The organism is Pseudomonas sp. SMN5, from assembly GCF_052041925.1.
Lineage (GTDB): Bacteria > Pseudomonadota > Gammaproteobacteria > Pseudomonadales > Pseudomonadaceae > Aquipseudomonas.
Map to the genome: position 1 here is coordinate 14,302 of NZ_JBKGGX010000017.1, position 22,564 is coordinate 36,865.

Annotated in this window: 15 protein-coding genes; 6 read left to right on the forward strand and 9 right to left on the reverse strand. The window is 58.9% G+C overall.

Annotated features, from left to right (window positions below; translation table 11 throughout):
* Window positions 1-33 precede the first annotated feature (33 nt).
* Window positions 34-1,227 (reverse strand): MFS transporter, encoded by a 1,194-nt coding sequence (locus tag ACLEJR_RS17890; RefSeq protein ID WP_440815463.1) that lies wholly within the window; start codon window positions 1,225-1,227, stop codon window positions 34-36.
* Between the two features lie 115 nt (window positions 1,228-1,342).
* Between ACLEJR_RS17890 and ACLEJR_RS17895 the strand changes: the two genes are divergently transcribed.
* Window positions 1,343-1,882 carry a TetR/AcrR family transcriptional regulator gene (locus ACLEJR_RS17895; RefSeq protein WP_440815465.1) on the forward strand — a complete coding sequence of 180 codons (540 nt, stop codon included), beginning with the start codon at window positions 1,343-1,345 and terminating at the stop codon, window positions 1,880-1,882.
* A 380-nt stretch (window positions 1,883-2,262) separates the two neighbouring features.
* Window positions 2,263-5,733: a hybrid sensor histidine kinase/response regulator gene (locus ACLEJR_RS17900; RefSeq protein WP_440815468.1), complete on the forward strand. Its 3,471-nt coding sequence runs from the start codon at window positions 2,263-2,265 to the stop codon at window positions 5,731-5,733.
* Window positions 5,734-5,871: 138 nt separating this feature from the next.
* Here ACLEJR_RS17900 and rmuC read toward each other — a convergent pair whose 3' ends face one another.
* The 3 genes from rmuC to ACLEJR_RS17915 all read right to left on the reverse strand — a co-directional run bounded on the left by rmuC (window position 5,872) and on the right by ACLEJR_RS17915 (window position 8,586).
* Complete coding sequence (gene rmuC / locus ACLEJR_RS17905; protein WP_440815584.1) at window positions 5,872-7,260, reverse strand: DNA recombination protein RmuC; 1,389 nt, start codon at window positions 7,258-7,260, stop codon at window positions 5,872-5,874.
* Window positions 7,261-7,442: 182 nt separating this feature from the next.
* Window positions 7,443-7,766 carry a sel1 repeat family protein gene (locus ACLEJR_RS17910; RefSeq protein WP_440815471.1) on the reverse strand — a complete coding sequence of 108 codons (324 nt, stop codon included), beginning with the start codon at window positions 7,764-7,766 and terminating at the stop codon, window positions 7,443-7,445.
* A gap of 562 nt (window positions 7,767-8,328) precedes the next feature.
* Window positions 8,329-8,586, reverse strand: a complete 258-nt coding sequence (locus ACLEJR_RS17915; protein WP_440815474.1) for a hypothetical protein — start codon at window positions 8,584-8,586, stop codon at window positions 8,329-8,331.
* Window positions 8,587-8,792: 206 nt separating this feature from the next.
* On the opposite strand from ACLEJR_RS17915, the gene ACLEJR_RS17920 reads away from it, so the two are divergent.
* The 3 genes from ACLEJR_RS17920 to ACLEJR_RS17930 all read left to right on the forward strand — a co-directional run bounded on the left by ACLEJR_RS17920 (window position 8,793) and on the right by ACLEJR_RS17930 (window position 11,368).
* The gene (locus tag ACLEJR_RS17920; protein WP_440794801.1) at window positions 8,793-9,017 is read left to right on the forward strand and encodes a hypothetical protein; all 225 of its coding nucleotides are present in this window, start codon (window positions 8,793-8,795) and stop codon (window positions 9,015-9,017) included.
* A gap of 443 nt (window positions 9,018-9,460) precedes the next feature.
* On the forward strand, window positions 9,461-9,943 hold the full coding sequence (locus ACLEJR_RS17925) for a hypothetical protein (protein WP_440815476.1): 483 nt from the start codon (window positions 9,461-9,463) through the stop codon (window positions 9,941-9,943).
* A 144-nt stretch (window positions 9,944-10,087) separates the two neighbouring features.
* Window positions 10,088-11,368 (forward strand): OmpP1/FadL family transporter, encoded by a 1,281-nt coding sequence (locus tag ACLEJR_RS17930; protein WP_440815479.1) that lies wholly within the window; start codon window positions 10,088-10,090, stop codon window positions 11,366-11,368.
* 89 nt (window positions 11,369-11,457) lie between these two features.
* On the opposite strand, the gene ACLEJR_RS17935 is transcribed toward ACLEJR_RS17930, so the two are convergent.
* From ACLEJR_RS17935 to ACLEJR_RS17945, 3 genes are all read right to left on the reverse strand, one after another.
* Window positions 11,458-12,009, reverse strand: coding sequence for a glutathione peroxidase (locus ACLEJR_RS17935; RefSeq protein ID WP_440815481.1), 552 nt, complete (start codon window positions 12,007-12,009; stop codon window positions 11,458-11,460).
* A 182-nt stretch (window positions 12,010-12,191) separates the two neighbouring features.
* A complete protein-coding gene (locus ACLEJR_RS17940; RefSeq protein WP_440815585.1) occupies window positions 12,192-13,391 on the reverse strand; it encodes an MFS transporter in 1,200 nt (399 codons plus the stop codon).
* A gap of 61 nt (window positions 13,392-13,452) precedes the next feature.
* A complete protein-coding gene (locus ACLEJR_RS17945; protein WP_440815484.1) occupies window positions 13,453-13,857 on the reverse strand; it encodes a MarR family winged helix-turn-helix transcriptional regulator in 405 nt (134 codons plus the stop codon).
* Between the two features lie 447 nt (window positions 13,858-14,304).
* Between ACLEJR_RS17945 and ACLEJR_RS17950 the strand changes: the two genes are divergently transcribed.
* Entirely contained in the window at window positions 14,305-14,580 is a 276-nt protein-coding gene (locus ACLEJR_RS17950) for a helix-turn-helix transcriptional regulator (RefSeq protein WP_440794811.1), read from the forward strand.
* Between the two features lie 172 nt (window positions 14,581-14,752).
* On the opposite strand, the gene ACLEJR_RS17955 is transcribed toward ACLEJR_RS17950, so the two are convergent.
* Both ACLEJR_RS17955 and ACLEJR_RS17960 read right to left on the reverse strand, forming a co-directional pair.
* The gene (locus ACLEJR_RS17955) at window positions 14,753-19,507 is read right to left on the reverse strand and encodes an RHS repeat-associated core domain-containing protein (protein WP_440815487.1); all 4,755 of its coding nucleotides are present in this window, start codon (window positions 19,505-19,507) and stop codon (window positions 14,753-14,755) included.
* Between the two features lie 136 nt (window positions 19,508-19,643).
* The gene (locus ACLEJR_RS17960) at window positions 19,644-22,529 is read right to left on the reverse strand and encodes a hypothetical protein (RefSeq protein WP_440815488.1); all 2,886 of its coding nucleotides are present in this window, start codon (window positions 22,527-22,529) and stop codon (window positions 19,644-19,646) included.
* Window positions 22,530-22,564: the final 35 nt, after the last annotated feature.

Consider the following 22,564-nt stretch of genomic DNA (forward strand, 5'->3'; position numbering starts at 1 on the left):
GCTACCTCAATTCAATCGTTTTCATTCAACGGATCAAGGTCGAACGCCACTGGCTGCCGGTTTGGCGGCCTGACGCAACAGCCCCAGCAACGCAGCGATTGCCAACAGAATCAGCACCAAGCCATAACCGTCGGTTGTCGGGATCAAACCGAACACCCGCGTCAGGTTTCCGGCCAGCAGAGACGGCAAGCTGAAGGCCAGGTAGCTGAGAACATAGAACGCCGACATCAAGCCGGCCCGTTCGTGTGGCAACGCCAGCGGCATGATGCTGCGCAGCGCGCCGAGAAATCCTGCGCCGAAACCGCTGCCGGTCACCAGGGTACCGATGAAGAACAACGATAGGCTCCCCGTATGCGCGGCGATCAACACCAGCGCGAGGCCGGTTATCAATAAGCTGGCGGCAAGGCGCAGCATCTTCTCTGCGCCTTGGTTGCGCAGCGTGTAAATAGACAAGGCCCCGGTGAGCGTCAGGGCTGCTACCAGTGCACCGCCAATCAGATTGGATGTCGATCCGGTCGCCGCCCGCACCAGGGAAGGCGCCAACGACAGATAGAAACCGCCCACCGCCCAAGCCGCCAGGTTCAGCGGCAACACCAGCCATAGCGGCCGTCGCGCCTGCGGCGGCACATGCAAGGTTGGACGCAAGGACTGCCAGGCGCCGGGTTGCGGGCTGACACTTTCTCCCAGGCGCCAGAGATAGATCGCCTGTGCCAGAAACAATCCCAGCAGTAGCCAATAGGTCAATTGCAGGGGCAACGGGGCGAACTCCGCCAGCAAGCCACACCCCAGCGCGCCGCAGGCCATCCCCAGCAAGGGCGCGACGCTGGTGATCAGCGGGCCTTGCCTGCGATCGAAGTCCAGCAGCGCGGCCCCCAGTACACTGGTGGCCATGCCCGTGGCGAATCCCTGGATCAACCGCGCCCCGATCAGCCAAGCGATGCTGTCGGCATTGATAAACAGCAGCATCGCCAGCACGTTGAGCAGCAGCGCCACGAAGATCACCGGTTTGCGTCCCAGGTAATCCGATAACGAGCCCACGGTCAGCAAGGCCGCCAACAAACTGAAGGCGTACACGCCGAAGATCAGCGTGAGGATTGCCGGGGAAAACTGCATATGTTCCTGATAAAGGTGATACAACGGCGTCGGCGCGCTGGAGGCGGCGAGGAAACCAAGTAAGGTGACAGCGAGGAAGATCAGGCTGGCACGGGTCGAAGCTGGACGGGACATGGGCACACTCCGCAAAAGCTGTTCACAAAACATCAGCAAAAGCTAATTTTTTGCTTTTGCTGAGTGTGCAACCGACAGGCGCTTAAAGCAAATTCTTTGTGTTAAGGTCCGACCCATGGCTATTAAAGAAGGTTTACGCCCCGGCGGCAGAAGCGCCCGGGTCCAGGAATCGATTCATTCAGCTGTTCGCCAGTTGCTGCAAGAGCAGGACCGCGCGAGCCTGACCGTGCCGCAAATCGCCGCACGTGCCGGGGTGACGCCCTCCACTATCTACCGGCGCTGGGGCGATCTGCCGGCGCTGCTGGCCGATGTCGCCATTGCCCACATGCGCCCGGACACCGAACCGGCCAACACCGGCAGCCTGCGCGGCGACTTGCGAGCCTGGGCCGAGCAATACCTGGATGAAATGAGTTCCGAGCCCGGCCGCAACATGATGCGCGACATCCAGGCCTGCCCCACGCCCGGGCAGTGCGTGGGAATCATCAGTGCTCAATTGCAGATCATCCTGGATCGCTACCCCGACGAACCGAACCCTGGCATCGAGCGCTTGATCAACCTGGTGGTGGCGCCGACGGTATTCCGCATCCTCTTTGCCAGCGAGCCGCTGGAGGTTGGGGAGTTGTATCGGTTGGTGGATATCGCGCTGGGTCAGTAAGGCCGCCATCGCGAGCAGGCTCGCTCCCATATGGGTTCTGCGATGCGCCGCGCTTGTGTGCCAGGCTCAAACCTGTGGGAGCGGGCTTGCCCGCGAAGGCGTCGGGTCAGCAATGAATGCTTCGACTGACACACCGCTATCGCGAGCAAGCTCGCTCCCACAGTAGGTCAACGGTGGACCCGGATTAGCAAACACTCCAAGACCCTGTGGGAGCGAGCCTGCTCGCGATGAGGCCCGCCCAACCGCCTCACGCCCCCGGGATCCTCGCAACCTGCGACGCCCCGCCACGCCTCGACCTTGGTCGACACTGACGAACCCGAGCCGGCATGCGAGACTGTCTTGCCGGGCTCAAGCCCCGGTGTCTTTGTCGGAGAGTCTTCATGTCGTTGTCCAGCGGGCTGATTGCCGTCGTTGCCCTGGCCTACATGGCCATCATGTTTGCCATCGCCTTCTACGGCGACCGGCGCAGCACGCCGCTGCCGCCTCGGGTACGGGCCTGGGTCTACAGCCTGTCGCTGGCGGTGTATTGCACCAGCTGGACGTTCTTCGGCGCGGTGGGCCAGGCCGCCGAACAGCTCTGGTCGTTCCTGCCGATCTACCTCGGGCCGATCCTGCTGCTGGTGCTAGCGCCGTGGGTCCTGCAGAAAATGGTGATGATCAGCAAGCAGGAAAACATCACCTCCATCGCCGACTTCATCGCCGCCCGCTACGGCAAGTCCCAGTCCCTGGCAATCGTGATCGCCCTGATCTGCCTGGTGGGCGTGCTGCCCTACATTGCCTTGCAGCTCAAGGGTATCGTGCTCGGGGTGAACCTGCTGATCGGTGCCGGCGCCGATGCCATGGGCACCCGTGCGCAAGACACCGCGCTGATCGTCTCGCTGATCCTGGCGTTGTTCACCATTGTGTTCGGCACCCGCAACCTCGACGCCACCGAGCACCACCGCGGCATGGTGCTGGCGATTGCTTTCGAATCGCTGGTCAAGCTGTTCGCCTTTCTCGCGGTCGGCGCATTCGTGACCTACGGTCTGTACGATGGCTTCGACGATCTGTTCGACCAAGCGATGCTCGCGCCACGGCTGGAGCAGTACTGGAAAGAAACCATCAACTGGCCGTCCATGGTGGTGCAGACCGGCGTGGCAATGATGGCGATCATCTGCTTGCCGCGACAGTTCCACGTGACCGTGGTGGAGAACATCGAGCCTCAGGATCTGCGCCTGGCCAAGTGGGTATTCCCCGCCTACCTGGCCCTGGCCGCCTTGTTCGTGGTGCCCATCGCTCTCGCCGGGCAAATGCTGCTGCCCAGTTCGGTGCTGCCGGATTCCTTCGTCATCAGCCTGCCGCTGGCCCAGGCCCACCCGGCCCTGGCGATGCTCGCCTTCATTGGCGGTGCCTCGGCGGCCACCGGCATGGTGATCGTGGCGAGTGTGGCGCTGTCGACCATGGTCTCCAACGATATGCTGCTGCCGTGGCTGTTGCGGCGCAACAATGCCGAGCGGCCGTTCGAAGTGTTTCGCCAGTGGATGCTCTCGGTGCGCCGGGTGAGCATCGTGGTGATCCTGTTGCTGGCCTATGTCAGCTACCGCTTGTTGGGTTCGACGGCGAGCCTGGCGACCATCGGCCAGATCGCCTTCGCCGCCGTGACCCAACTGGCCCCTGCCATGCTGGGGGCCTTGTACTGGAAGCAGGCGAACCGCCGTGGGGTGTTCGCCGGCCTCGCCGCCGGAACCTTCCTGTGGTTCTACACCCTGGTGCTGCCGATTGCCGCCCATAGCCTGGGATGGTCGCTGAACAGCTTTCCAGGGCTGGCCTGGTTGCACGGCAACCCCTTGGATTTGCCGATCACCCCACTGACCCAAGGCGTGGTGCTATCCCTGGCCGGCAATTTCACGCTGTTTGCCTGGGTCTCCGTGCTGTCACGCACCCGCGTCTCGGAGCATTGGCAGGCCGGGCGCTTCATCGGCCAGGAAATCAGCGCCCGGCCCAACGCTCGCTCGATGCTGGCGGTGCACATCGAAGACCTGTTGCAACTGGCCGCACGGTTCGTCGGCGAAGAGCGGGCGCGCCAGAGTTTCATCCGTTTTGCCTACCGCCAGGGCAAAGGCTTCAACCCGAACCAGAACGCCGACAGCGAATGGATCGCCCACACCGAACGCTTGCTGGCCGGCGTACTCGGCGCCTCGTCGACCCGAGCGGTGGTGAAGGCTGCCATTGAAGGTCGGGAGATGCAGTTGGAGGACGTGGTGCGGATCGCCGACGAAACCTCAGAGGTGCTGCAATTCAACCGGGCCCTGCTGCAAGGTGCCATCGAGAACATCACCCAGGGCATCAGCGTGGTCGACCAGTCCCTCAGGCTCGTGGCCTGGAACCGGCGCTACCTGGAGCTGTTCAAGTACCCGGACGGTTTGATCAGCGTTGGCCGGCCGATCGCCGACATCATTCGCTACAACGCCGAGCGCGGTCTCTGTGGCCCGGGCGAGGCGGAAGTCCACGTGGCCCGGCGCCTGCACTGGATGCGCCAGGGTCGGGCCCATACTTCGGAGCGGCTGTTCCCCAACGGCCGGGTCATCGAGTTGATCGGCAACCCGATGCCCGGTGGCGGTTTCGTCATGAGCTTCACCGACATCACCGCGTTCCGCGAGGCTGAGAAAGCGTTGACCGACGCCAACGAAGGGTTGGAGCAACGGGTGGCCGAGCGCACCCGGGAATTGTCGCAACTGAACCTGGCCCTGACCGAAGCCAAAGGCACTGCCGAAGCGGCTTATCAATCCAAGACGCGCTTCCTGGCGGCGGTCAGTCACGACCTGATGCAACCGCTCAACGCCGCACGCCTGTTCTCCGCCGCGCTGTCCCACCAGCACGAGGCCTTGCCCAGCGAAGCCCGGCAACTGATGCAGCACCTGGACAGTTCACTGCGCTCGGCCGAAGACCTGATCACCGACCTGTTGGACATTTCCCGCCTGGAAAACGGCAAGATCAACCCCGACCGCAAGCCATTCGCCCTCAACGACCTGTTCGATATCCTCGGCGCCGAATTCACCGTGCTGGCCCAGGAACAAGGCTTGAAGTTCCGGGTTCGCGGTTCGCGGCTACGGGTGGACAGCGACATCAAGCTGCTGCGGCGCATCCTGCAGAACTTCCTCACCAACGCCTTCCGCTATGCCAAGGGACCGGTGCTACTGGGCGTGCGTCGGCGCGGCGGCGAGTTGTGCCTGGAAGTCTGGGATCGCGGGCCAGGCATCGCCGAGGATAAACAGCAGGTGATTTTCGAGGAGTTCAAACGCCTCGACAGCCACCAGACCCGCGCCGAAAAAGGCCTGGGGTTGGGCCTGGCCATCGCCGACGGGCTATGTCGAGTGCTCGGTCATACCTTGCGCGTGCGCTCCTGGCCGGGGCGCGGCAGTGTGTTCAGCGTCAGTGTGCCGCTGGCCCGTTCGCAGGCAGCCGTTCCCAGCGCGGTGGTCGAACCCAACGGGCATCTGCCCAGCGGTGCACAGGTGTTGTGTGTCGATAACGAAGACAGCATCTTGATTGGCATGAACAGCCTGCTGACTCGCTGGGGTTGCCAGGTGACCACGGCGCGCAACCGTGAGGAATGCGAGCGCTGGCTGGCCGATGGCGGGCGTCCGCAACTGGCGCTGGTGGATTTCCATCTGGATGATGGTGAGACCGGCACCGAGCTGATGGCCTGGTTACGCACGCGCATGGGCGAACCGGTGCCGGGGGTGGTGATCAGTGCCGATGGTCGGCCGGAGACGGTGGCGCAGGTACATGCCGCAGGGCTGGATTATCTTGCCAAACCGGTGAAGCCGGCGGCGCTCAGGGCGTTGTTGAGTCGGCATTTGCCGTTGTAGCAAACACACTGGCCCCCTGTGGCGAGGGAGCTTGCTCCCGCCGGGCTGCGCAGCGGCCCCTCTTTTGTGAGTGCTGCGCACTCAAGCGGGAGCAAGCTCCCTCGCCACGGGATTTTGCATTGACCTTGAGTTGTACCTTCAGCCCTGGTTTTTTTCGATGGCTTCTTCCGCCAACTCCGGCAGCCCATCCGCATCCGTCATCGCCCGCTCCAGCAACTCGGCCGGCAGGCTTTTACTGGCCCGGGCGCCGAGAAGCTTGAGTTGTTCACTGCGGCTGATCAGGTTGCCGCGGCCTTCGGTCAGTTTGTTACGCGCCGCGCTGTAGGCTTTGTCCAACTGCTGCAAGCGACTGCCGATCTCGTCCAGGTCCTGGATGAACAACACGAATTTGTCATACAGCCAGCCGGCCCGTTCGGCGATCTCCCGGGCGTTCTGGCTCTGGCGTTCCTGTTTCCACAAGCTGTCGATCACCCGCAAGGTCGCCAACAGCGTGGTCGGGCTGACGATCACGATGTTGCGGTCGAAGGCTTCCTGGAACAGGTTCGGCTCGGCTTGCAGGGCGGCGGAAAATGCTGCTTCGATCGGCACGAACAACAACACGAAATCCAGGCTGTGCAGCCCGTCCAGGCGCTTGTAGTCCTTGCCGGCCAAGCCTTTGACGTGGGCCCGCAGCGACACCACATGTTGCTTGAGCGCGAGCTGGCCGATGGCGTTGTCTTCAGCGGCCACGAACTGCTGATAGGCGGTGAGGCTGACCTTGGAGTCGACCACCACTTGTTTATCGCCGGGCAGGTAAATCAGCACGTCCGGCTGGAAACGCTCGCCGTCCGGGCCCTTGAGGCTGACTTGGGTCTGGTACTCGCGGCCCTTCTCGAGGCCGGCGTGTTCGAGCACCCGCTCCAGGATCAACTCACCCCAGTTCCCCTGGGTTTTCTGGCCCTTGAGTGCCCGGGTCAAGTTGGTGGCCTCATCGCTCAGGCGCAGGTTCAACTGCTGCAGCCGCTCCAGCTCCTTGCCCAGGGAGAAACGCTCCCGCGCCTCGGCCTGATAACTTTCCTCGACACGTTTCTCGAAGGATTGGATGCGTTCCTTCAACGGATCGAGCAACTGACCCAGACGCTGCTGACTGGTTTCGGCGAAACGCTGCTCACGTTCATCGAATATTTTCCCGGCAAGCTCGGCGAACTGTGCCCGCAGCTCGTCTCGCGAGCCTTGCAGATCGTTCAGGCGTTGCTGATGGCTTTCCTGCTGCTCGCGCAGTTCGGCATGCAACGATGCCGCCTGGGCATCGAGCCGCCGTAGCTCCGCTTCCTTGTTGGCGCGTTCAAGATTCCAGGCATGGGCCGCATCCCGGGCGTTGTCGCGCTCGATCTGCAGCAGCTCGACTTCACGGCACGCGGCCGCGAGCTCGGCCTGTCTGGCGCCGTTGGCCTGGCTCAGGTCGCTGATTTCATCGCGGCAGGCGTCGAGTTGCGCATTCAGGCCATCGTGGGCCATGTGGGCCGTGGCCAAGCGCTCTTCAAGCAGCGCCAGTTCAGTCTGTGCAGCACTCGCCTGGCGCTGAAGATGCCAGGCCAGTGCAAGCAACGGCACCGCAGCGCCTGCCAGGCCCAGCACCAGGCTGGTCAAATCCATCGCCATGACAATTCCTGCCGAAATAAAGCCCGAAGGTTAACCAAGCCGCCGAGGGTTGCCCAGCTCGTCTTGAATCAATCTTCGATTTCACCCAAGGCCTGGCGGGCCCGCTGGTCGCCAGCCCGGGCGGCCTGGCGCAGCAGGTCGTGACCGATGCGTCGGTCCCGAGCGTTTCCACATTCACGACACATCAGTTGTCCGAGGCGACTTTGCGCGGCCACCACGCCTTCACGGGCCGGTTGCTTGAGCAGACGACCGGCCAGGTGTTTGACACTGGGGTTTTCCCCCAGGCGAGGGCTGTCGAGCAGCCACTCGGCCACGCGCATGGAAATGCGCTTGGGTGGGGTAACAGCGGAGGGTGTGGAAGTAACAGGAGTTGATACTGAGCGAAACTTCATAAAGCACTGTGGGGCAGATCGGAAGGCGCGCCACTCTACTCCTTTTTTCGCACGGGTAAAGCCGAAATAAACCGGCACGCCCGTGCTAGAGCAAGCGCTTGGGACAATCCACAGAAGCTGTGGATAACTCAGTGGACAACCACCCCTGAACCAGCCGAAAGCCCTATGGAACGGGGCCTGCGCTCAAACTGTCGATTTTTTCACCAGCAAAAAAAAGCGCTATTTTTCATTGACTTAAATTTTGGATACAGGCACCCACTGCAAATTGTTCGCACATGACAGTACGGTGACAAGCGGCGCGACAAGTGTGCACAAGTAACACCCGAAGTGGTTATAACCGCGTGCTTTTTTGGTACGTATGGCGGTAAAGCTGGGGATAACTGTTTGCCTGAGCATTGCCCATCCCTGTGGCGAGGGAGCTTGCTCCCGCTCGGCTGCGGAGCAGCCGCAAAGACCCAGCGACAACGAAGATTAAAGGGCCAGTTGATTGGGGTCTGCTTCGCAGACCAGCGGGAGCAAGCTCCCTCGCCACGGGTAATGCCCACAGCAATTTGAATATTTTTTAACCAACGCCCTTCCCTTCCAAGATCCGATCCGTTACCATCCGCGCCGTTAGTACCAAGCTGAAAGTCAATTCCGGGTCGAACACATCTCTACGGTCAGCCATCCCCACGGGAAGCCTCACCGATAAAAAGGGACCGATCCCCTCGATGGTTTCCAGGTAATCTTGCGTCAACACAGCCTTTGAACGAATGCAAAGGGTGTTGCCAGGCTCGTTACTCTGACCGAACCAACCTGCAAAATTGATCAGGATCTTCACCCAGGGCCCAGAACCTCTGCCCTTGATGTGTTGCCTGCCCTCCTAAGTACCTACCTGCCGGCCCAAGCGCGCACCTTATCTATAGCGCTCAAACTGGCTGCTTTGTTCCAGTCGGGTTCTTCGTTCGACCAATGGTGGTCGATGTTACTGGAACGTTTTAACACTGCACGGTTCTTAATCGTGTCAATTGTAGGAACACCCATAACATGTCTAATCAAATCCATGCACAGGATGCTATCCGCACCCTCACCAACGCTTTTGCTCCAATGAACTGCCTGATCATGGCCGCTCGTAAAGGCTGCTTCAGCTTCACCCTGGTCAACGAACACGGCATCGCTCGTCACAGCGAACGCCTGTACCCCGATCAATACTCCAGCCCAGAACCGCTGCAGGCCGTGATCGAGCGTACCCGTCAGGCACTGGTTGCCTGAGACGCAGCTGAAGACTGAAACCCAAAAGCCCCGCCCCAACAGCGCAATACCGTTCACTTAAGAAAGTCACCGCCCCGTGGCGAGGGAGCTTGCTCCCGCTGGGCTGCATAGCAGCCCCAAAAGCTTGGGACCGCTGCGCGCTCCAGCGGGAGCAAGCTCCCTCGCCACGACAAGTGATAAACGTTAAATGAACAACATTACGCCCCAACAGCGGGGCTTTTTATTGCCCAAGATTTCTGAAACAAGCGAAACGGCGTAAGCACGAAGGGATATAAGGGTTATAACCACTCGCCGAAGATGTTTTAAAAACAGGCCTTTACAGCAGAAATATGACACTACACTTCAAGTCAAGCGGCTTGATCCGCTTCCGGCGGGGCCTGATTCGATTCACCGCTGCCAAGCCCACACTCATCAGGCTCCGCCCTTAACGTTTCGAGGGTCCTATGGGTATCGCTGCCAGCGAACTGTGTCGATATGTAATCCGCCCGACGCTTCTTTACCTGGAGCGTCACAGTGCAACGGCGGAATCGTTGTTGCTGGGCATCGCCGCCAGCCAATCGGCCCTGGGCGCTGCCTTGCATGACCGACGCGGGCATGGACTGTATCGCATCACGGAACCCCGCCACCGGGCGCTCTGGGATCACTACCTGGCGCAGGATCCGGAGCGTGCCAGTCTGGTACGGGGCCTGGCCAGCCAGCACGCTTTCCTCAGCGGTCCACACCTGGAGCTGACCGTCAACCTGCGCTACGCCACCGCCATCGCCTGGTTACTGGTGGAGGAACAGAATACTCCGCTTCCCGAAGCCGATGACCTGCTGGGCATGGCCCGGATCTGGCGTCAGACGTTTCATCCTCAAGGTCGCCTACGCGATTTTACCTACGCCTGGCAAAGCTGCGTCTCACCCTTGAACCAGGTCGCTTGCTGACATGGAATTTGGAAAGTTCCTACAACAGTCGCGAATCTGGTCGGATTGTCCTACAAAACCGCTCTAAATCAAGCCATACACGCTATAGCGCTTGAACGAAAATGTTGGTAATTTTCGCCCCGGTGACCATCAGGAGTTCTAACAATGAAAAAAATCATGCTCAAAACCACCCTTGGCCTTGCCGTTACCCTGGCATCCACTCAGCTTTTCGCCAGTGGCTTTGCCTTGAACGAGCAAAGCATCAGTGGCATGGGCACTGGTTTCGCGGGCCGTTCGTCTTCTGCCGACGACGCAAGCACCGTATTTGGCAACCCTGCCGGTATGTCGCGCCTCAAGCGCCAGCAAGTGACCGGCGGCTTCGCGGCTATTGATGCCTCTACCGATATCGACGATGCCAGTGGTACCAAGTCCGGCACCAACAAGGGCGACATGGTCCCGCTCACCGGTGTCCCAATGGGTTACTACGTCAAGCCGATCGATGATCAATGGGCCTTCGGCCTTGGTGTGTACGCACCGTTCGGTCTGATCACCGATTATGAAAACGGCTTCCAGGGCGGCAACTTCGGCAGCAAGAGCGAAGTGAAGGTCGTGACCTTCCAGCCTACCGTCAGCTATGCCTTCAACGACAAGGTCTCGATCGGTTTCGGTCCTACCATCAACCGCATCTCCGGCTCGCTGGAATCGACGTTGAACACACCGTTTTCGCCGAACGATGGCAATGTAAAGATCAAGGGCGATGACATCGGATACGGCTACAACATCGGCTTGCTGGTCCAAGCGACCGACACCACGCGCGTCGGCATGACCTACCACTCCAAGGTCAAGTACAAACTTGAAGGCCACACCGAAGTGAGCCCGGGCGCCGGCACACCTGCCGTCGTGCTTGCCAATGGTCGCTACGACGCCTCGCTGGACATCACCACACCGGAATCGGTGGACTTCTCGGTGACCCAAGACATCAACGATGCCTGGAAAGTCTATGCCGGCAGCACCTGGACCCGTTGGAGCCGCCTGAAAGAAATCACCGTGAACAACAAGGGCGTGACAGCCGCTGGCGGTATCGCGGCTCCCGCGTTCGTGAGCAGCATCACCGAAGAACAGAACTGGCACGACACCTGGGCCTACGCCATCGGTACTTCCTACCAGTTGAACAAACAGTGGGTACTGCGCACCGGCCTGACCTTTGACCAGGCGCCGACCAACAACCAGGACCGTTCGCCACGCATTCCTACCGGTGACCGGACCATTTTCAGCCTGGGTGCCGGCTGGAGTCCGACCGATGATCTGACCATCGACGTGGCTTATTCCTACCTGAAGGAAGAAAAGGTCAACGTCAGCGGCAGCAACGCCTTGGGCCAATCCTATAACGCTGAATACAAAAACAGCGCCAACGGTTTTGGCGTCGGTGCAACCTACCGCTTCTGATGGTTCACGGCGAAGCTGAACCCTCCGCCGACTGAAGCAAAAAAAGCCCCGCACTCTGCAAAGAGGCGGGGCTTTTTCGTGGCCAGCGGTCAGGGCTTGGAGGCGATGGCGGCTTCCACGGCCTTGATGAACTCGGGGTCATCGGGCTTGATGCGGCTGGAGAAACTGGCGACGACCTTGCCCTGGCGGTCGACGACGTACTTGTAGAAATTCCATTTCGGCGCGCCAGACTGTTCCGCCAGGTGCCTGAACAGCGGGATGGCGTCGGCGCCGCGCACCGGTTGCGGCTCGGTCATGATGAAGGTCACGCCGTAATTGACGTAGCACACCTTGGCCGTTTCGGCGCCGTCCTTGGACTCCTGCTTGAAGTCATTGGAGGGCACACCCAGCACTTGCAGCCCTTGGTCCTTGTAGCTCTGGTTCAGCGCCTCGAGGCCTTTGAACTGTGGGGCGAACCCACAGAAGCTGGCGGTGTTGACCACCACCAGCGGCTTGCCGGCGAAGCGCTGGCACAGATCGATGGTTTCCTTGGCCCGCAGCTTGGGCAGCGAACCTTCCAGCAACGGTGGGCAATCGGCCGCCCAGACTTGCCCGGATACGGCCACCAACAGAGCGGGAACAGCCAGCCAGCGCATCAACATATCGGATTTCCTTGAAAGCACGTCAGACCTCGACGTTACTCCGCCGCATGCAGCCCCGTCCACCGCTCAACAAGTGCCCATGCCCAATTGCATCAAGGCCAACCCCCCCTGATGCCAGCCCCACCAGGCGAGCGCCAGCAGCAGGCCAGCGCCGATGACAAGCAACCACGGGCCGACACGACTCACGCCGCACCTACTTGGGCCTGCAAGCGCGCCACCGGACGTTCACGCACAGGCCAATTCAACGCCGCCGCCAATAGACTGAGCAGGATCGACACCTGCCAGATCAAGTCGTAGCTACCGGTGTGGTCGTACACCACCCCGCCCAGCCAACCGCCTAGGAACGAGCCCAACTGGTGGAACAGGAACACGATCCCACCGAGCATCGACAAGTTTCGTACACCGAACAAGGTCGCCACCGTGCCGTTGGTCAAAGGCACCGTCGACAGCCACAACAAGCCCATCGCCATACCGAACAGATAGGCCGTGGTGGTGGTCACCGGCAGCCACAGGAACAAGCCGATCACCAACGCCCGCAACAGGTACAACCCGGTCAACAAACGCGGCTTGGACATGCGCCCGCCCAGCCAACCGGCGGTGTAGGTGCCGACAATATTGAACAGCCCGACCAGCGCCAGCACAGTCGTCCCGACACTGGCCGGCAAATGCTGGTCCACCAGATAGGCCGGCAAATGCACACCGATGAATACCACCTGGAAACCGCAGACAAAAAAACCGATCGCCAGCAACCAGAACCCGGAATGACTGCACGCCTCGCGCAAGGCCTCGGCCAAGGTCTGCTCATGGCCGGCGGTCGGCATCGGGGTGTCCTTGAGCATGCTCACCAGCGGCACGATCAGCGCCACCAGCAAACCCAGCACCAACAGCGCAGCCGACCAACCGAGCCAGCCGATCAACCCCAGGGTACCGGGCAACATGGCGAACTGGCCGAAGGAGCCGGCGGCGCTGGCGATGCCCATGCCCATGCTGCGTTTTTCCGGTGGCACGGCACGTCCGACCACCCCGAGGATCACCGAGAACGAGGTGCCCGACAGGCCGATGCCAATCAACAGCCCCGCGCTCAAGGACAGCGACCACGGCGAATCGGAAAGGCCCATGAGCACCAGACCGACGGCATACAGGACCCCGCCGATCAGCACCACCTTCGCCGCGCCGAAGCGGTCGGCCAGCGCGCCAGTGAACGGCTGCGCCAAACCCCAGATCAGGTTTTGCAAGGCGATGGCAAAGGCGAACACCCCACGCCCCCAGCCGAACTCGGCGCTCATGGGCGACAGGAACAGGCCGAAGCCATGCCGCACGCCCAGGGACAACGCCAGGATCAGCGCGCTGCCCACCAGGACCCAACCACAGGTACGCCACATCGATGTCATTCTTGTTCTCCGCTCGCGGGTATATACCCGCTTGTAGTCGAACGAACCGGCTTCACGCCAGTTCGTCCAGCAAGGCCAGCAACACCGTGCGCTTCTCGGCGCCCAGCTTATCGATCAAACGTTGTTGCGCCGCTTCCCAGGCCGGCAGCGCTGCCGCCAACCGGGCATGCCCGGCTTCGGTCAGCTCGACGATGCGGTTACGCAGGTCCTCGCCCTCGGCCAGCTTCACCAGGCCTTCGCCTTCCAGCACCCGCAGGTTTCGCCCCAGGGTGCTGCGGTCCAGGCCCATGGCCTCGGCCAGGGAAGAAATACTCGGCTGGTCCAGCCGTGCCAGGTTGTTCAGCAAAGAATACTGGGCAACGTTGATCCCGAAGCCGTCGAGGGCGCCGTCGTAATACCTGCTGACGCCACGGGCGGCGCGACGCAGGTTGATGCAGAGACATTGGGAAGGAAGCATGGGTGCGTGTATATACCCGCGATGGGTGGAATGCAAATTTAAATCATGGAAGACCGCTCCCCTGTGGCGAGGGGATTTATCCCCGCTGGGTCGCGCAGCGGCCCTAAAAACCTAGGTGCAATCCAGCTATTACGCCGCAGGTGACTGACGTGAGGGCCGCTTCGCAGCCCAGCGGGGATAAATCCCCTCGCCACAATGAAGCGGTGAAACCGGGAAAATTTCCTTGCGATATCAAGCGCTTCAGCTCGCAGCTTTTTCAACAGCTCCTCATTGGAGTCCTCGCACCTGTCATGTCTGACAGGTTTCAGCGGGTTTGAATCGAGCTATAACGAACCCGTGCCTCCAGCCCTACAAGGTTTGAAGCCGGGCCGTGCGAACCATCCCATTCAGTAGTAGGAAGATTCCGCCGCCCCCACGCCATCAATGATGATGAATGGGAGATTTTCCATGTATCACAGCACCGTCGTTCCTGGACATCCATCGCCCTACCAGGCTCGCTTTAACCAGCTCGAGGACAAACAACCTCCGCCCATCCGATTGACCAACCGGGAAAAAGAATTTCTGCAGTGGAGCGAGGCCGGCAAATCGTCCTGGGAAATCGCCGTGATCGTCGATTGCAGCGAGGCCAACGTCAATTACCACTTCAACAACATCCGCCGAAAATTCGGCGTCAGTTCGCGTCATCTTGCGGGGAAAATTGCGCGTGAGCAGGGGTTGATTTAGGCCCTTGAGTACACATCTAAATCGGACAGAAAGTTGCTTGAACATCTCGCTCAGCTCAACTGCGGTGAAGGCTCCAGCTGATATAAGCACACCGTCATGGACAAGTTAGAGCTTGACCATGACGGTGGTTTGACGGATTTTTCTGAAGCACTGAATCATGTAAACGAGGTCACTAGCCACCCAACCTGATGAGTTCTGCCTTCCAGCTGTTGTATTTCTTTCTGTCCACTTGCGACGTTTCCCAGCGTTGATTGTCATCAACCCTAATTTTTTCCTTTAGTCTTGCTATTCTTTTCAGGACTTTTTCAGACACTTGGGGTTGAAGGGTTGGAGGTTCAGACGGTGGTTGAACCGATTTAGGCGCCGACCTGGAAACCGATTTCGGCGCGAACTGGGATGAGCTGGGAAGAGGCATCGGCGGCCTCCCGGTTTGATCGATATATCGATCACTTCTTCGGTTTTTTGCGAGCTCAGAAATGGAGCCTTTTTCAAAGTTCTGGTTCTTGGGCGGGATAATGCGGTTAGCTCGACTTTTTGCAAGATCTGCGATGCTGCCACGCTCAACGACTATTTTACTGGGCTGAATGGCTGTTGCCGCAGGAACGTTAGCGGGCATCGCTGCCTGTGATGCACCAACTGAATGATCGCCGACCGGTTGGCTTGCATTCCGAGTCACGCTGGCTGCTGATATAGTTTTCACAACAGGTCTGGGCATCACATTGGGTAATTTATATATTACATGCCCCGTTGGATCCGAAAAGCTGACCGGATCCCCCTCGCAATAGGCATAGGCATTCATCCCCCCCTCCCCAAACGGACTCCAACTGTCCGGACTATGAAACCTCATCAACGACGGATTGAACGCCCGATAGCCTTTTCCCAACAAATACCAACCGGTTTGCGTCTCCCGCCGTTCACCGTTGTAGCCCAAGTGGCTGCCGACCGCAGCCTCTTCAGCGCGATGGCCGTACGGTGTGTAAGCCACCGACTGGGCGGTATCCTGCCCGATTTCGCTGAGCACGGTGTTCTTGTTATCCCCGGCCAGCAATAACGACTTTGGGTCAGCACCAGCCTGATGCTCGGCGAGCACCACGTTATCTGCACGCAGGAATGTGCTGCTATTGGCGCCCTTGATCTGGTTCGTCAGTTCTCCGTCCTGATAGAAGCGCTGCTCTTGCCCGCTTCCATCGTCCAGGCCAGTCAGCGTATCCAGCGGATCGTAGCTGTAGCCAGCTGGGGGTTCGCCCGATTGGCCGCTGACGGAAATCAGCCGTCCGAGGGGGTCGTACTCCAGCGTACGGCTCTCTTCGTCGCGGATAAGGTGACCGTCCAGGTTGTATTCCAATTCAATGATCTCAGGATAATCCTCATGAGTGTTGGTGACTTCGCGCAGTTGCGTAGGATCGGGCAAATCCTGGTACTTATAAATCGCCCGGTTGAATCCGCCGGTAAAGTAGGTCAGCACTAGCTTGAGGTTATCCAACGCGTCGAACTGGAACATCTGGCGGTCGATGGGTTTGCCATACGGATCAACGGGCGGCTGGGTGCCGGTACACGTGTAGTCAGTCAGACGCCCACGCAGATCATAGGTGTAGTTTTCGTCCCGCAGCACGACAGCCCCCTGAGTCAAGGTCCGCTGTTTCAGGCCATCAACATCGTTGTAGACCTGGCTCAGTTGCTGTTCGACCCCATCGAGATCAAAGGTGCGCAAGGTTTCACGACCGAACTCGTCGTACTGCAGGGTGATGCCGACGCTTTGTCCACTGAGGCTGTCGTGAGTGTGGATACTGGCGGTCTGGCCCAACGCGTCGTAGGTAAATGTCGACGCAGTAGTGCCCAGTTCGGTGTACTCCAGCCGCCCCTGGTCGTCATAGCGATAACTCTGCTCCTGACCCAGGACATCGGTGTAGCCAAGCAAACGACCGAGTCGGCTGTAACGGTAATGCATGGTGTATTCGCGGCCTTCTACGCTTCGTTTCTCAGTTTTCGGTTCTCCGGTACTGTAATACTCACGAGTGAGCTGCAAGCCTTGTTCCTGGCAACTGGTCAAGCGTGCGTTCTCCCGGTCGTATTCATAGTCGGCGGCAATGCTGCCCGCCAGGTTGCGTCGCAGAGGTTCGGTGCCCAGCTCGGGTTGATACTCGTACTCGATGACCTTGCCACTGGGTGTGGTGACCGTATGGGGCTGCGTTTGCCCGGGTTCGTAAGTGAAAACCTGCTCACGACCGCCAGTCGTCGACTGGATCATCCGGTCGAGACCGTCGAATACCTGGGTCCCGAGCTCAATTTCATTGACGCTGATTAAAGTAGGCAGGTCCTCGCGGCTGTGTGTGGCAAAGCTGCGCCGAACCACGGCGGTGTCCGGCAGGGTGTTTTCCGTGAGCCGGTCGAAAGCGTCGTAGGTATAGAGCGTGACACGTTCGAAATCCGGGAATCCGACCACCTCTTTTGCGGTCCGCCCCAGCCCGTCATAAAAATATCGATGCAGGCTGATGGGTTGATCGGACAAATCGCGCCGTTCGGTGCGGGTGGGTTTCTCGAAGAGGTTGAGCCATGTCTCGGTGACGCCACTGACTTTCGGGACGGGTACGAGGCCTTCGCGCCAGCTGCGCTGGATCGGCCCTTGCGACTCGGACGTACCGATCGGGTCGGTCTGCTCGAAGGTCTTCACGCCATCCGGGCCAGTGACACAGTATTGCGCGCCCCAGTCGTCGTACTCATATTCCGTTGCCAGGATCCGTACGTCCTCACCCAGCCAGTCGTACTCGACATCCTTGATCAGATTACCCAATGCGTCGTACTCAGCGGCGTAGACCTGACGCGGTGTGCTGGCGCGACTGGGATTATCCGCGTCGTCCCGTTCTTCGTAGATGGCTCGGTTGAGCCCGTCGAACTTCGTACAGGTCTTAACCCGTTTCACGTCATACAGCCGTTGTTCGGCCTGTTCTCCCGCATTGGCACACAGAAAATATTCATAGCTGCGGAACGCCGCGAAAGCGGTGCCGGGCGCTACCGTTTCACGGGTCACGCGTCTGAGCGCGTCATAGGCGTAGTGGATTTCCACATTGTTGTCATCGCGGTTGAGCAGTGGCTCGCCGTTGAGCACCGAATGCCACAACGTGACGACTTTCTGCACATTCCTGTCATCTTGCTCATGATCAAAACCCGTCAGGGTCTCGACCGTTTGCAGCACGCTTTCCTTGAACAGTGGGCTATCGAGGGTGCTGTAGGCAAATTCGGTGACAGTCTCCTTGCCACCCAAGGTCACCGTCTGGCCTGAAACACGCCCATGGAGGAACGCATCGGTCCGGTCATCGAAATGCTCGAAAAGTGTCCTCTCCAGCTCGGCTTCAGTGCTACCAAGCTGCACCAGCGTCTGGCTCTCGATGGTGAGCCATTTCTTGAGAGAAGATTCCCCTACTTCAGACAATGCCTTGTAGCGATAGCGGGTGGCCAGCGTCGGGGCCTGGCCATCGGACGAGGAAGCCGGGTTGACGTTTTTCTCTTTCAGGTTGCGCACGAAGCCTTCGGGATCGGCCGGACACCCATCGCTTTCTGTGGAGGGATACCAGGTACTGGTTTCGATAACACCATTGGCCAGGGCCTGCACCCGAAGGTTGCCGTATATGTCATACGTATTGCTGACGACTTCACTGCGCCGGTGGTTCGGATTGTTGACTAACGACCAACTGGTTCTCACCGTCTTCGGCAATTGGCAATACTGGACTTGCCCGTCGAACTCGACATCTGGATCAACGTAGTACGTGGTTTCAACCGTCTGGACGTTATTGTTCTGGATAGTCGTTTCGTGGGTCAGCAAATGGAACTGATTGAACCGACGTTCAATTTTCCGTGCCTGGCGCGGCTCCGGTCCCGAGTCACCAGGGACCCAGTGGGTTTCGATGCAGCCGTATTCGTAGGCGCCGATGTGCTTGTAGAGGTTATCGAGACCGTCGTTGTCCCAGGACAGAGGCAAGCCGCCACCCAGAAAATTCGTTTCGATGTCACTGTCAGGCAGTTGATAGGTGTAACGAACATCCACCGGCGGCTGGCCGAATCCCGGCTCGGTGAGGTGCCGGGTCACCCGAGGCAACGGCGTGCGGCCGCTGTTGTCCGGGAATTGATGACCGGTGTCTTGATAGAATATTTCCTCGAGCGCGCCGGTAGGGGTTTCTACCCGTGTGATGCACACATGATCGCGGATGCGGTTGTAGCCAAAACGCCAGGATGCTTCGTTCTCGGTCGGCAGGGTGATGCGACTGACGTATTTGTCAGAGCCTTCCAAGGTCATGGCAAAACGCGCCAATGGGCCACCGTCGGGGCCGGCGAATGGTTGTAGCAGCACCTCGAGGGACGTACTCTGGCGCTCGACCGTCAGCAGAGTCTGGTTGGCGTCATCTTTGACCCATGCCAGTACCTGATCGGTGCCACTGAACGGGGTATAGCCGAGCGTGACCGCGTGCCCCGTGGCTGCACGAATCTCAACAGGCAGGGCTACCTCGCTCTGAGAGCTGCCCAGCACCTCCAGTATTTCCACCAGGCCGGACTTGTGCACGACCCGGTAATGCCTGTCGTCATCTTGGTAGAAGTGAAAACTGTCCAGTTTTTTTTCCTTCATCACCAGCTGACCGGTGACGGTGTCGCTGCCGGTGACCTTGAAGGTTTCCCCCGTGCTCAGGGACAGAATCTGGTTGGCGGGCGTGTATTGGGATAATTGCAGATTCCAGCCATGACCATAACCGCTGTCTCTGGTATTGAGCGGGTTATATATCAAGTTCAGCGGAACATCCGGTCCGCGCAATAAATTGGCTTTGATGTCGGGCAAGCTGATTGCAAATGTATATTGCCCGGTGCGTGGATCGACACCGCCCTCCATAAAGCTCATGAAGTTGAAAGCATTGGAATGTACGGAATTCGAGGCGGCCATTTTTCAAGTCCTCATCTATTTTAATAACGCCTAGCCCACAACAGGGAATAGCCGTCAATATCTTAGGTCTGGCAAAGTCTGGATATGCCGGTATTTTTCAACCGGGCGTAAACATTTATTATCTGTCCGCAATAGCTTAAGGAGTGAACAACGAGTTTTCCAAATAGTTGCGATCCCCCACGATGCTTGGCGGGAGGAAGGCAATTCGTCGCCAGTGTGGATTGCCTCGCCGGTCTATCAATAGCACCGCCAGGTCACGAGACAGTTTGTCACGTGACATATTTCCCCTGGGGATATACGGGATGCGATCAGAGCGATGCAATGTAATGACCAATGTGCCTTGCTCAAACTTGGTCTGATTAACGCCAACATCAAGACTTTCGTTCTTTACAACATCCTTTAAGACACTGTCAAATTTAACCTTTTCAATGCTTTCATCTTTTAACGGATCCTTGAATATATAGCCCGTCCAACTGAACATTGTCTCAGCCAGTTGCTCGCTTTCCCAACGAATGGTCGAGGTCTGGGGAGCTAGATAAATATCGCTTCCGTCGACGGAAACAAACTCCAGCGTTTCAAACGCAGTCCCCGGGATCGCTCCAAGCGCGCCCTTATATCGTAACGTCCAGTAATCGACAGTACGCAAATGAAAGTCAAAATCATCCTCTTCCGGCTCCCCCGGGGCATGGGACCCACCATCAACCCTGGCCCTGGCGAAATCGTAGTCATCCGGCACGAACGACGGGATGCCCAGGGCGGTAACTTCGATTGTTTTGTTGTTATCGGTGAAATCGGTCGACTTCCACCATTTCTGGTCGCTGTCCGCCTGGAATGTCGCATGAAACTTCCTTACCGAATTGGCGCTTGCTCGGGTGTGGAGATAGATATCCTGATTGCTGACGCTACCGCGCGAGCTGTCTGGCGCAGCAGCTCTGGGTGAGGCCAGTTCAAAACGATTTTGATACAAGCGACTGCGCCATGTCTCACCATCCCATGCCGGAATACCTTCGAGCGGCTCTTCAACAGGTTCTATTTCATCCTTCGTGTCGTCATCCACCAACCTCAGGCTGGCCTTCTCGGTGACGCTCAACGGGTACTCGACCTGATCGACGGGGGCGGTCTCGATCACTATCTGGGCCGCGAGCTGCTGGTAGCCATTGGCATACAACGAACCCAATCGCCCCCCTTCGAGCCCGCCAGCCACTTTCACGGTAAATTGTGAAAGCGATTTCCAGCTGGGCTCGGGCTCAAGTTCAGAAAGCTCAACGACGCTGTAACCACTGGACAAAACCACGCCATTGCTGACTATTTCGCATTGTACGACGCTGCTGGACGCCAGGCCCTGCGCCAATGCGGTGAAACGTCCCGTGGCACTGACGGCGCCGGCGCCACTGATGACTTTCCAACGCCGGGGGAGACCGGGCAGCAGCGTAGCGTCATCCCTGAGTTGTATCTCTACGGATTTTCGTACCGCCGGGACATAAGCAGGATCGATCCGCAGTTGTTGCTGTGCATTCACCAGCACCAGGGATACGCGCCGTGCCTCCGGACCTGTCACCTCAATCTGTTGAACAGCCAGGCCTTTGGTTCTGGATCGGGCATCCGGTGTGAACGTTGCCTGGTTGCCTTGCTGGCTGAGCGTCCCGTATTCAGGGGACAGCGGAGCCCATGTCACGCTCGTGGCGTCCGCCGTAGAGGCTTTCAGCACAATGGGTTGCGATTGCGTCCTGACCGGATAAACCGCGCTTCGCGGCGCCACCGTCACGCTGTCATACACCACCAGAAGCAAGGCCGATGCGGTATAGGTAACGCCCCCAGCGAGATACTCGGCGGTGACGACCACATGCAGGGAATCATGTCCGATAACGCTTCTGGAGGCTGCGGTATAAAGCCCGGCCGCGATTGAGCCATGCCCTGCAGCGCGATGGCTCTGCAGACTGACCGCTTCCCACTTCTTGGCCTGAATCTCGCTCCCGTTCCAGTCCAGCAACCGGAAGCGCTGGCTGCCTCCGGCCTGGATGGTCTGGAAAGCAGGTTCCAAGCTAATGCGGGTGCGTTTGGCAGCGATGTTGCCGAACACCGCCAGGTCGGCCGGCACATGTCGCTCGCGCTCTACGAAAATATTGTCCCCAGGAAACAGCAGGTTATTGAGCACGTCCAGCTGGTTGTCTTCGATGTGCGGAATCATCGCTTGGGAAAGAACCAGCGCAGCGGTATAGCGATCACTGCCATCGGGCTCCTGATCATCGGGAAGCAGATAGGGAAAGTCGCCCGTCGGAGGAAAGTTGCCGTCGGCCGTATTGCCCCGCAGCCGAATGAAAATCACCACCCCGCCCTCACCGAAGTTCAACGCTCCCCGGATCTTCGCGCCCGGAGCCGCCTGGGTAAGAATGTGAAAGGATGTCGGGGTCAAATAACTGTAGCCTTTAAGTTCAAGCATCCCCAATTGAAAGACACTTCGATGCGCTGGCAACTCCTCGAAACTTTGTTTGAAGAAACCCGATAGGTATGTATTCGTTGACTCATCCTCACTGAGATTACAGCGAAAATTTACCCCTTCAGACAAGTTCAATTTCACCTTGCCTTGCTTGTCGATTTCACCAACGACCATGGACAAGTCAATATCCATTTCGAGCGTGTAACCCTGTGCTTCCGTGATATTGAATATCGACGACAGCGTCTTCGACGCACCAGCAGCTTGACGAGAAGCGGTATAGCGACCGCTTAAAATATTCATCGTCACGACCGCTGTGGAATTGGTCAGTGACGCGGTGTTGAACGACAACCGCGGCTGGCCCAGCGTAATACTCTCCAACTCGACATAACGGCTTTGAAGTTCATCCAGAAAAACTTTTCCGCCAAAAGGCGGGAGGAAGCCGAGCCCATTGAAACGTTCGATATATTGCTGTTCCAACAAACGATTCAAGCGTTCCCGACTGAATATTGAGACAGCGCCCCAGCCTTGGGTCACCGAACCCTGCTGCATACGCCTAAGCAGACTTTCCAACGAATTGACAGACATGATATTGCCCTCTGACTCACTTAAGAAGCAAAGCA

Excerpts from the sequence above, each read along its gene's own strand:
- ACLEJR_RS17940 (WP_440815585.1), bottom strand. The coding sequence starts at position 13,391 with ATGTGGCGTACCTGTGGTTGGGTCCTGGTGGGCAGCGCGCTGATCCTG.
- ACLEJR_RS17945 (WP_440815484.1), bottom strand. The coding sequence starts at position 13,857 with ATGCTTCCTTCCCAATGTCTCTGCATCAACCTGCGTCGCGCCGCCCGT.
- ACLEJR_RS17930 (WP_440815479.1), top strand. The coding sequence starts at position 10,088 with ATGAAAAAAATCATGCTCAAAACCACCCTTGGCCTTGCCGTTACCCTG.
- ACLEJR_RS17955 (WP_440815487.1), bottom strand. The coding sequence starts at position 19,507 with ATGGCCGCCTCGAATTCCGTACATTCCAATGCTTTCAACTTCATGAGC.
- ACLEJR_RS17890 (WP_440815463.1), bottom strand. The coding sequence starts at position 1,227 with ATGTCCCGTCCAGCTTCGACCCGTGCCAGCCTGATCTTCCTCGCTGTC.
- ACLEJR_RS17910 (WP_440815471.1), bottom strand. The coding sequence starts at position 7,766 with ATGAAGTTTCGCTCAGTATCAACTCCTGTTACTTCCACACCCTCCGCT.
- ACLEJR_RS17935 (WP_440815481.1), bottom strand. The coding sequence starts at position 12,009 with ATGTTGATGCGCTGGCTGGCTGTTCCCGCTCTGTTGGTGGCCGTATCC.
- ACLEJR_RS17960 (WP_440815488.1), bottom strand. The coding sequence starts at position 22,529 with ATGTCTGTCAATTCGTTGGAAAGTCTGCTTAGGCGTATGCAGCAGGGT.
- ACLEJR_RS17950 (WP_440794811.1), top strand. The coding sequence starts at position 14,305 with ATGTATCACAGCACCGTCGTTCCTGGACATCCATCGCCCTACCAGGCT.
- ACLEJR_RS17895 (WP_440815465.1), top strand. The coding sequence starts at position 1,343 with ATGGCTATTAAAGAAGGTTTACGCCCCGGCGGCAGAAGCGCCCGGGTC.
- ACLEJR_RS17920 (WP_440794801.1), top strand. The coding sequence starts at position 8,793 with ATGTCTAATCAAATCCATGCACAGGATGCTATCCGCACCCTCACCAAC.
- ACLEJR_RS17900 (WP_440815468.1), top strand. The coding sequence starts at position 2,263 with ATGTCGTTGTCCAGCGGGCTGATTGCCGTCGTTGCCCTGGCCTACATG.
- ACLEJR_RS17925 (WP_440815476.1), top strand. The coding sequence starts at position 9,461 with ATGGGTATCGCTGCCAGCGAACTGTGTCGATATGTAATCCGCCCGACG.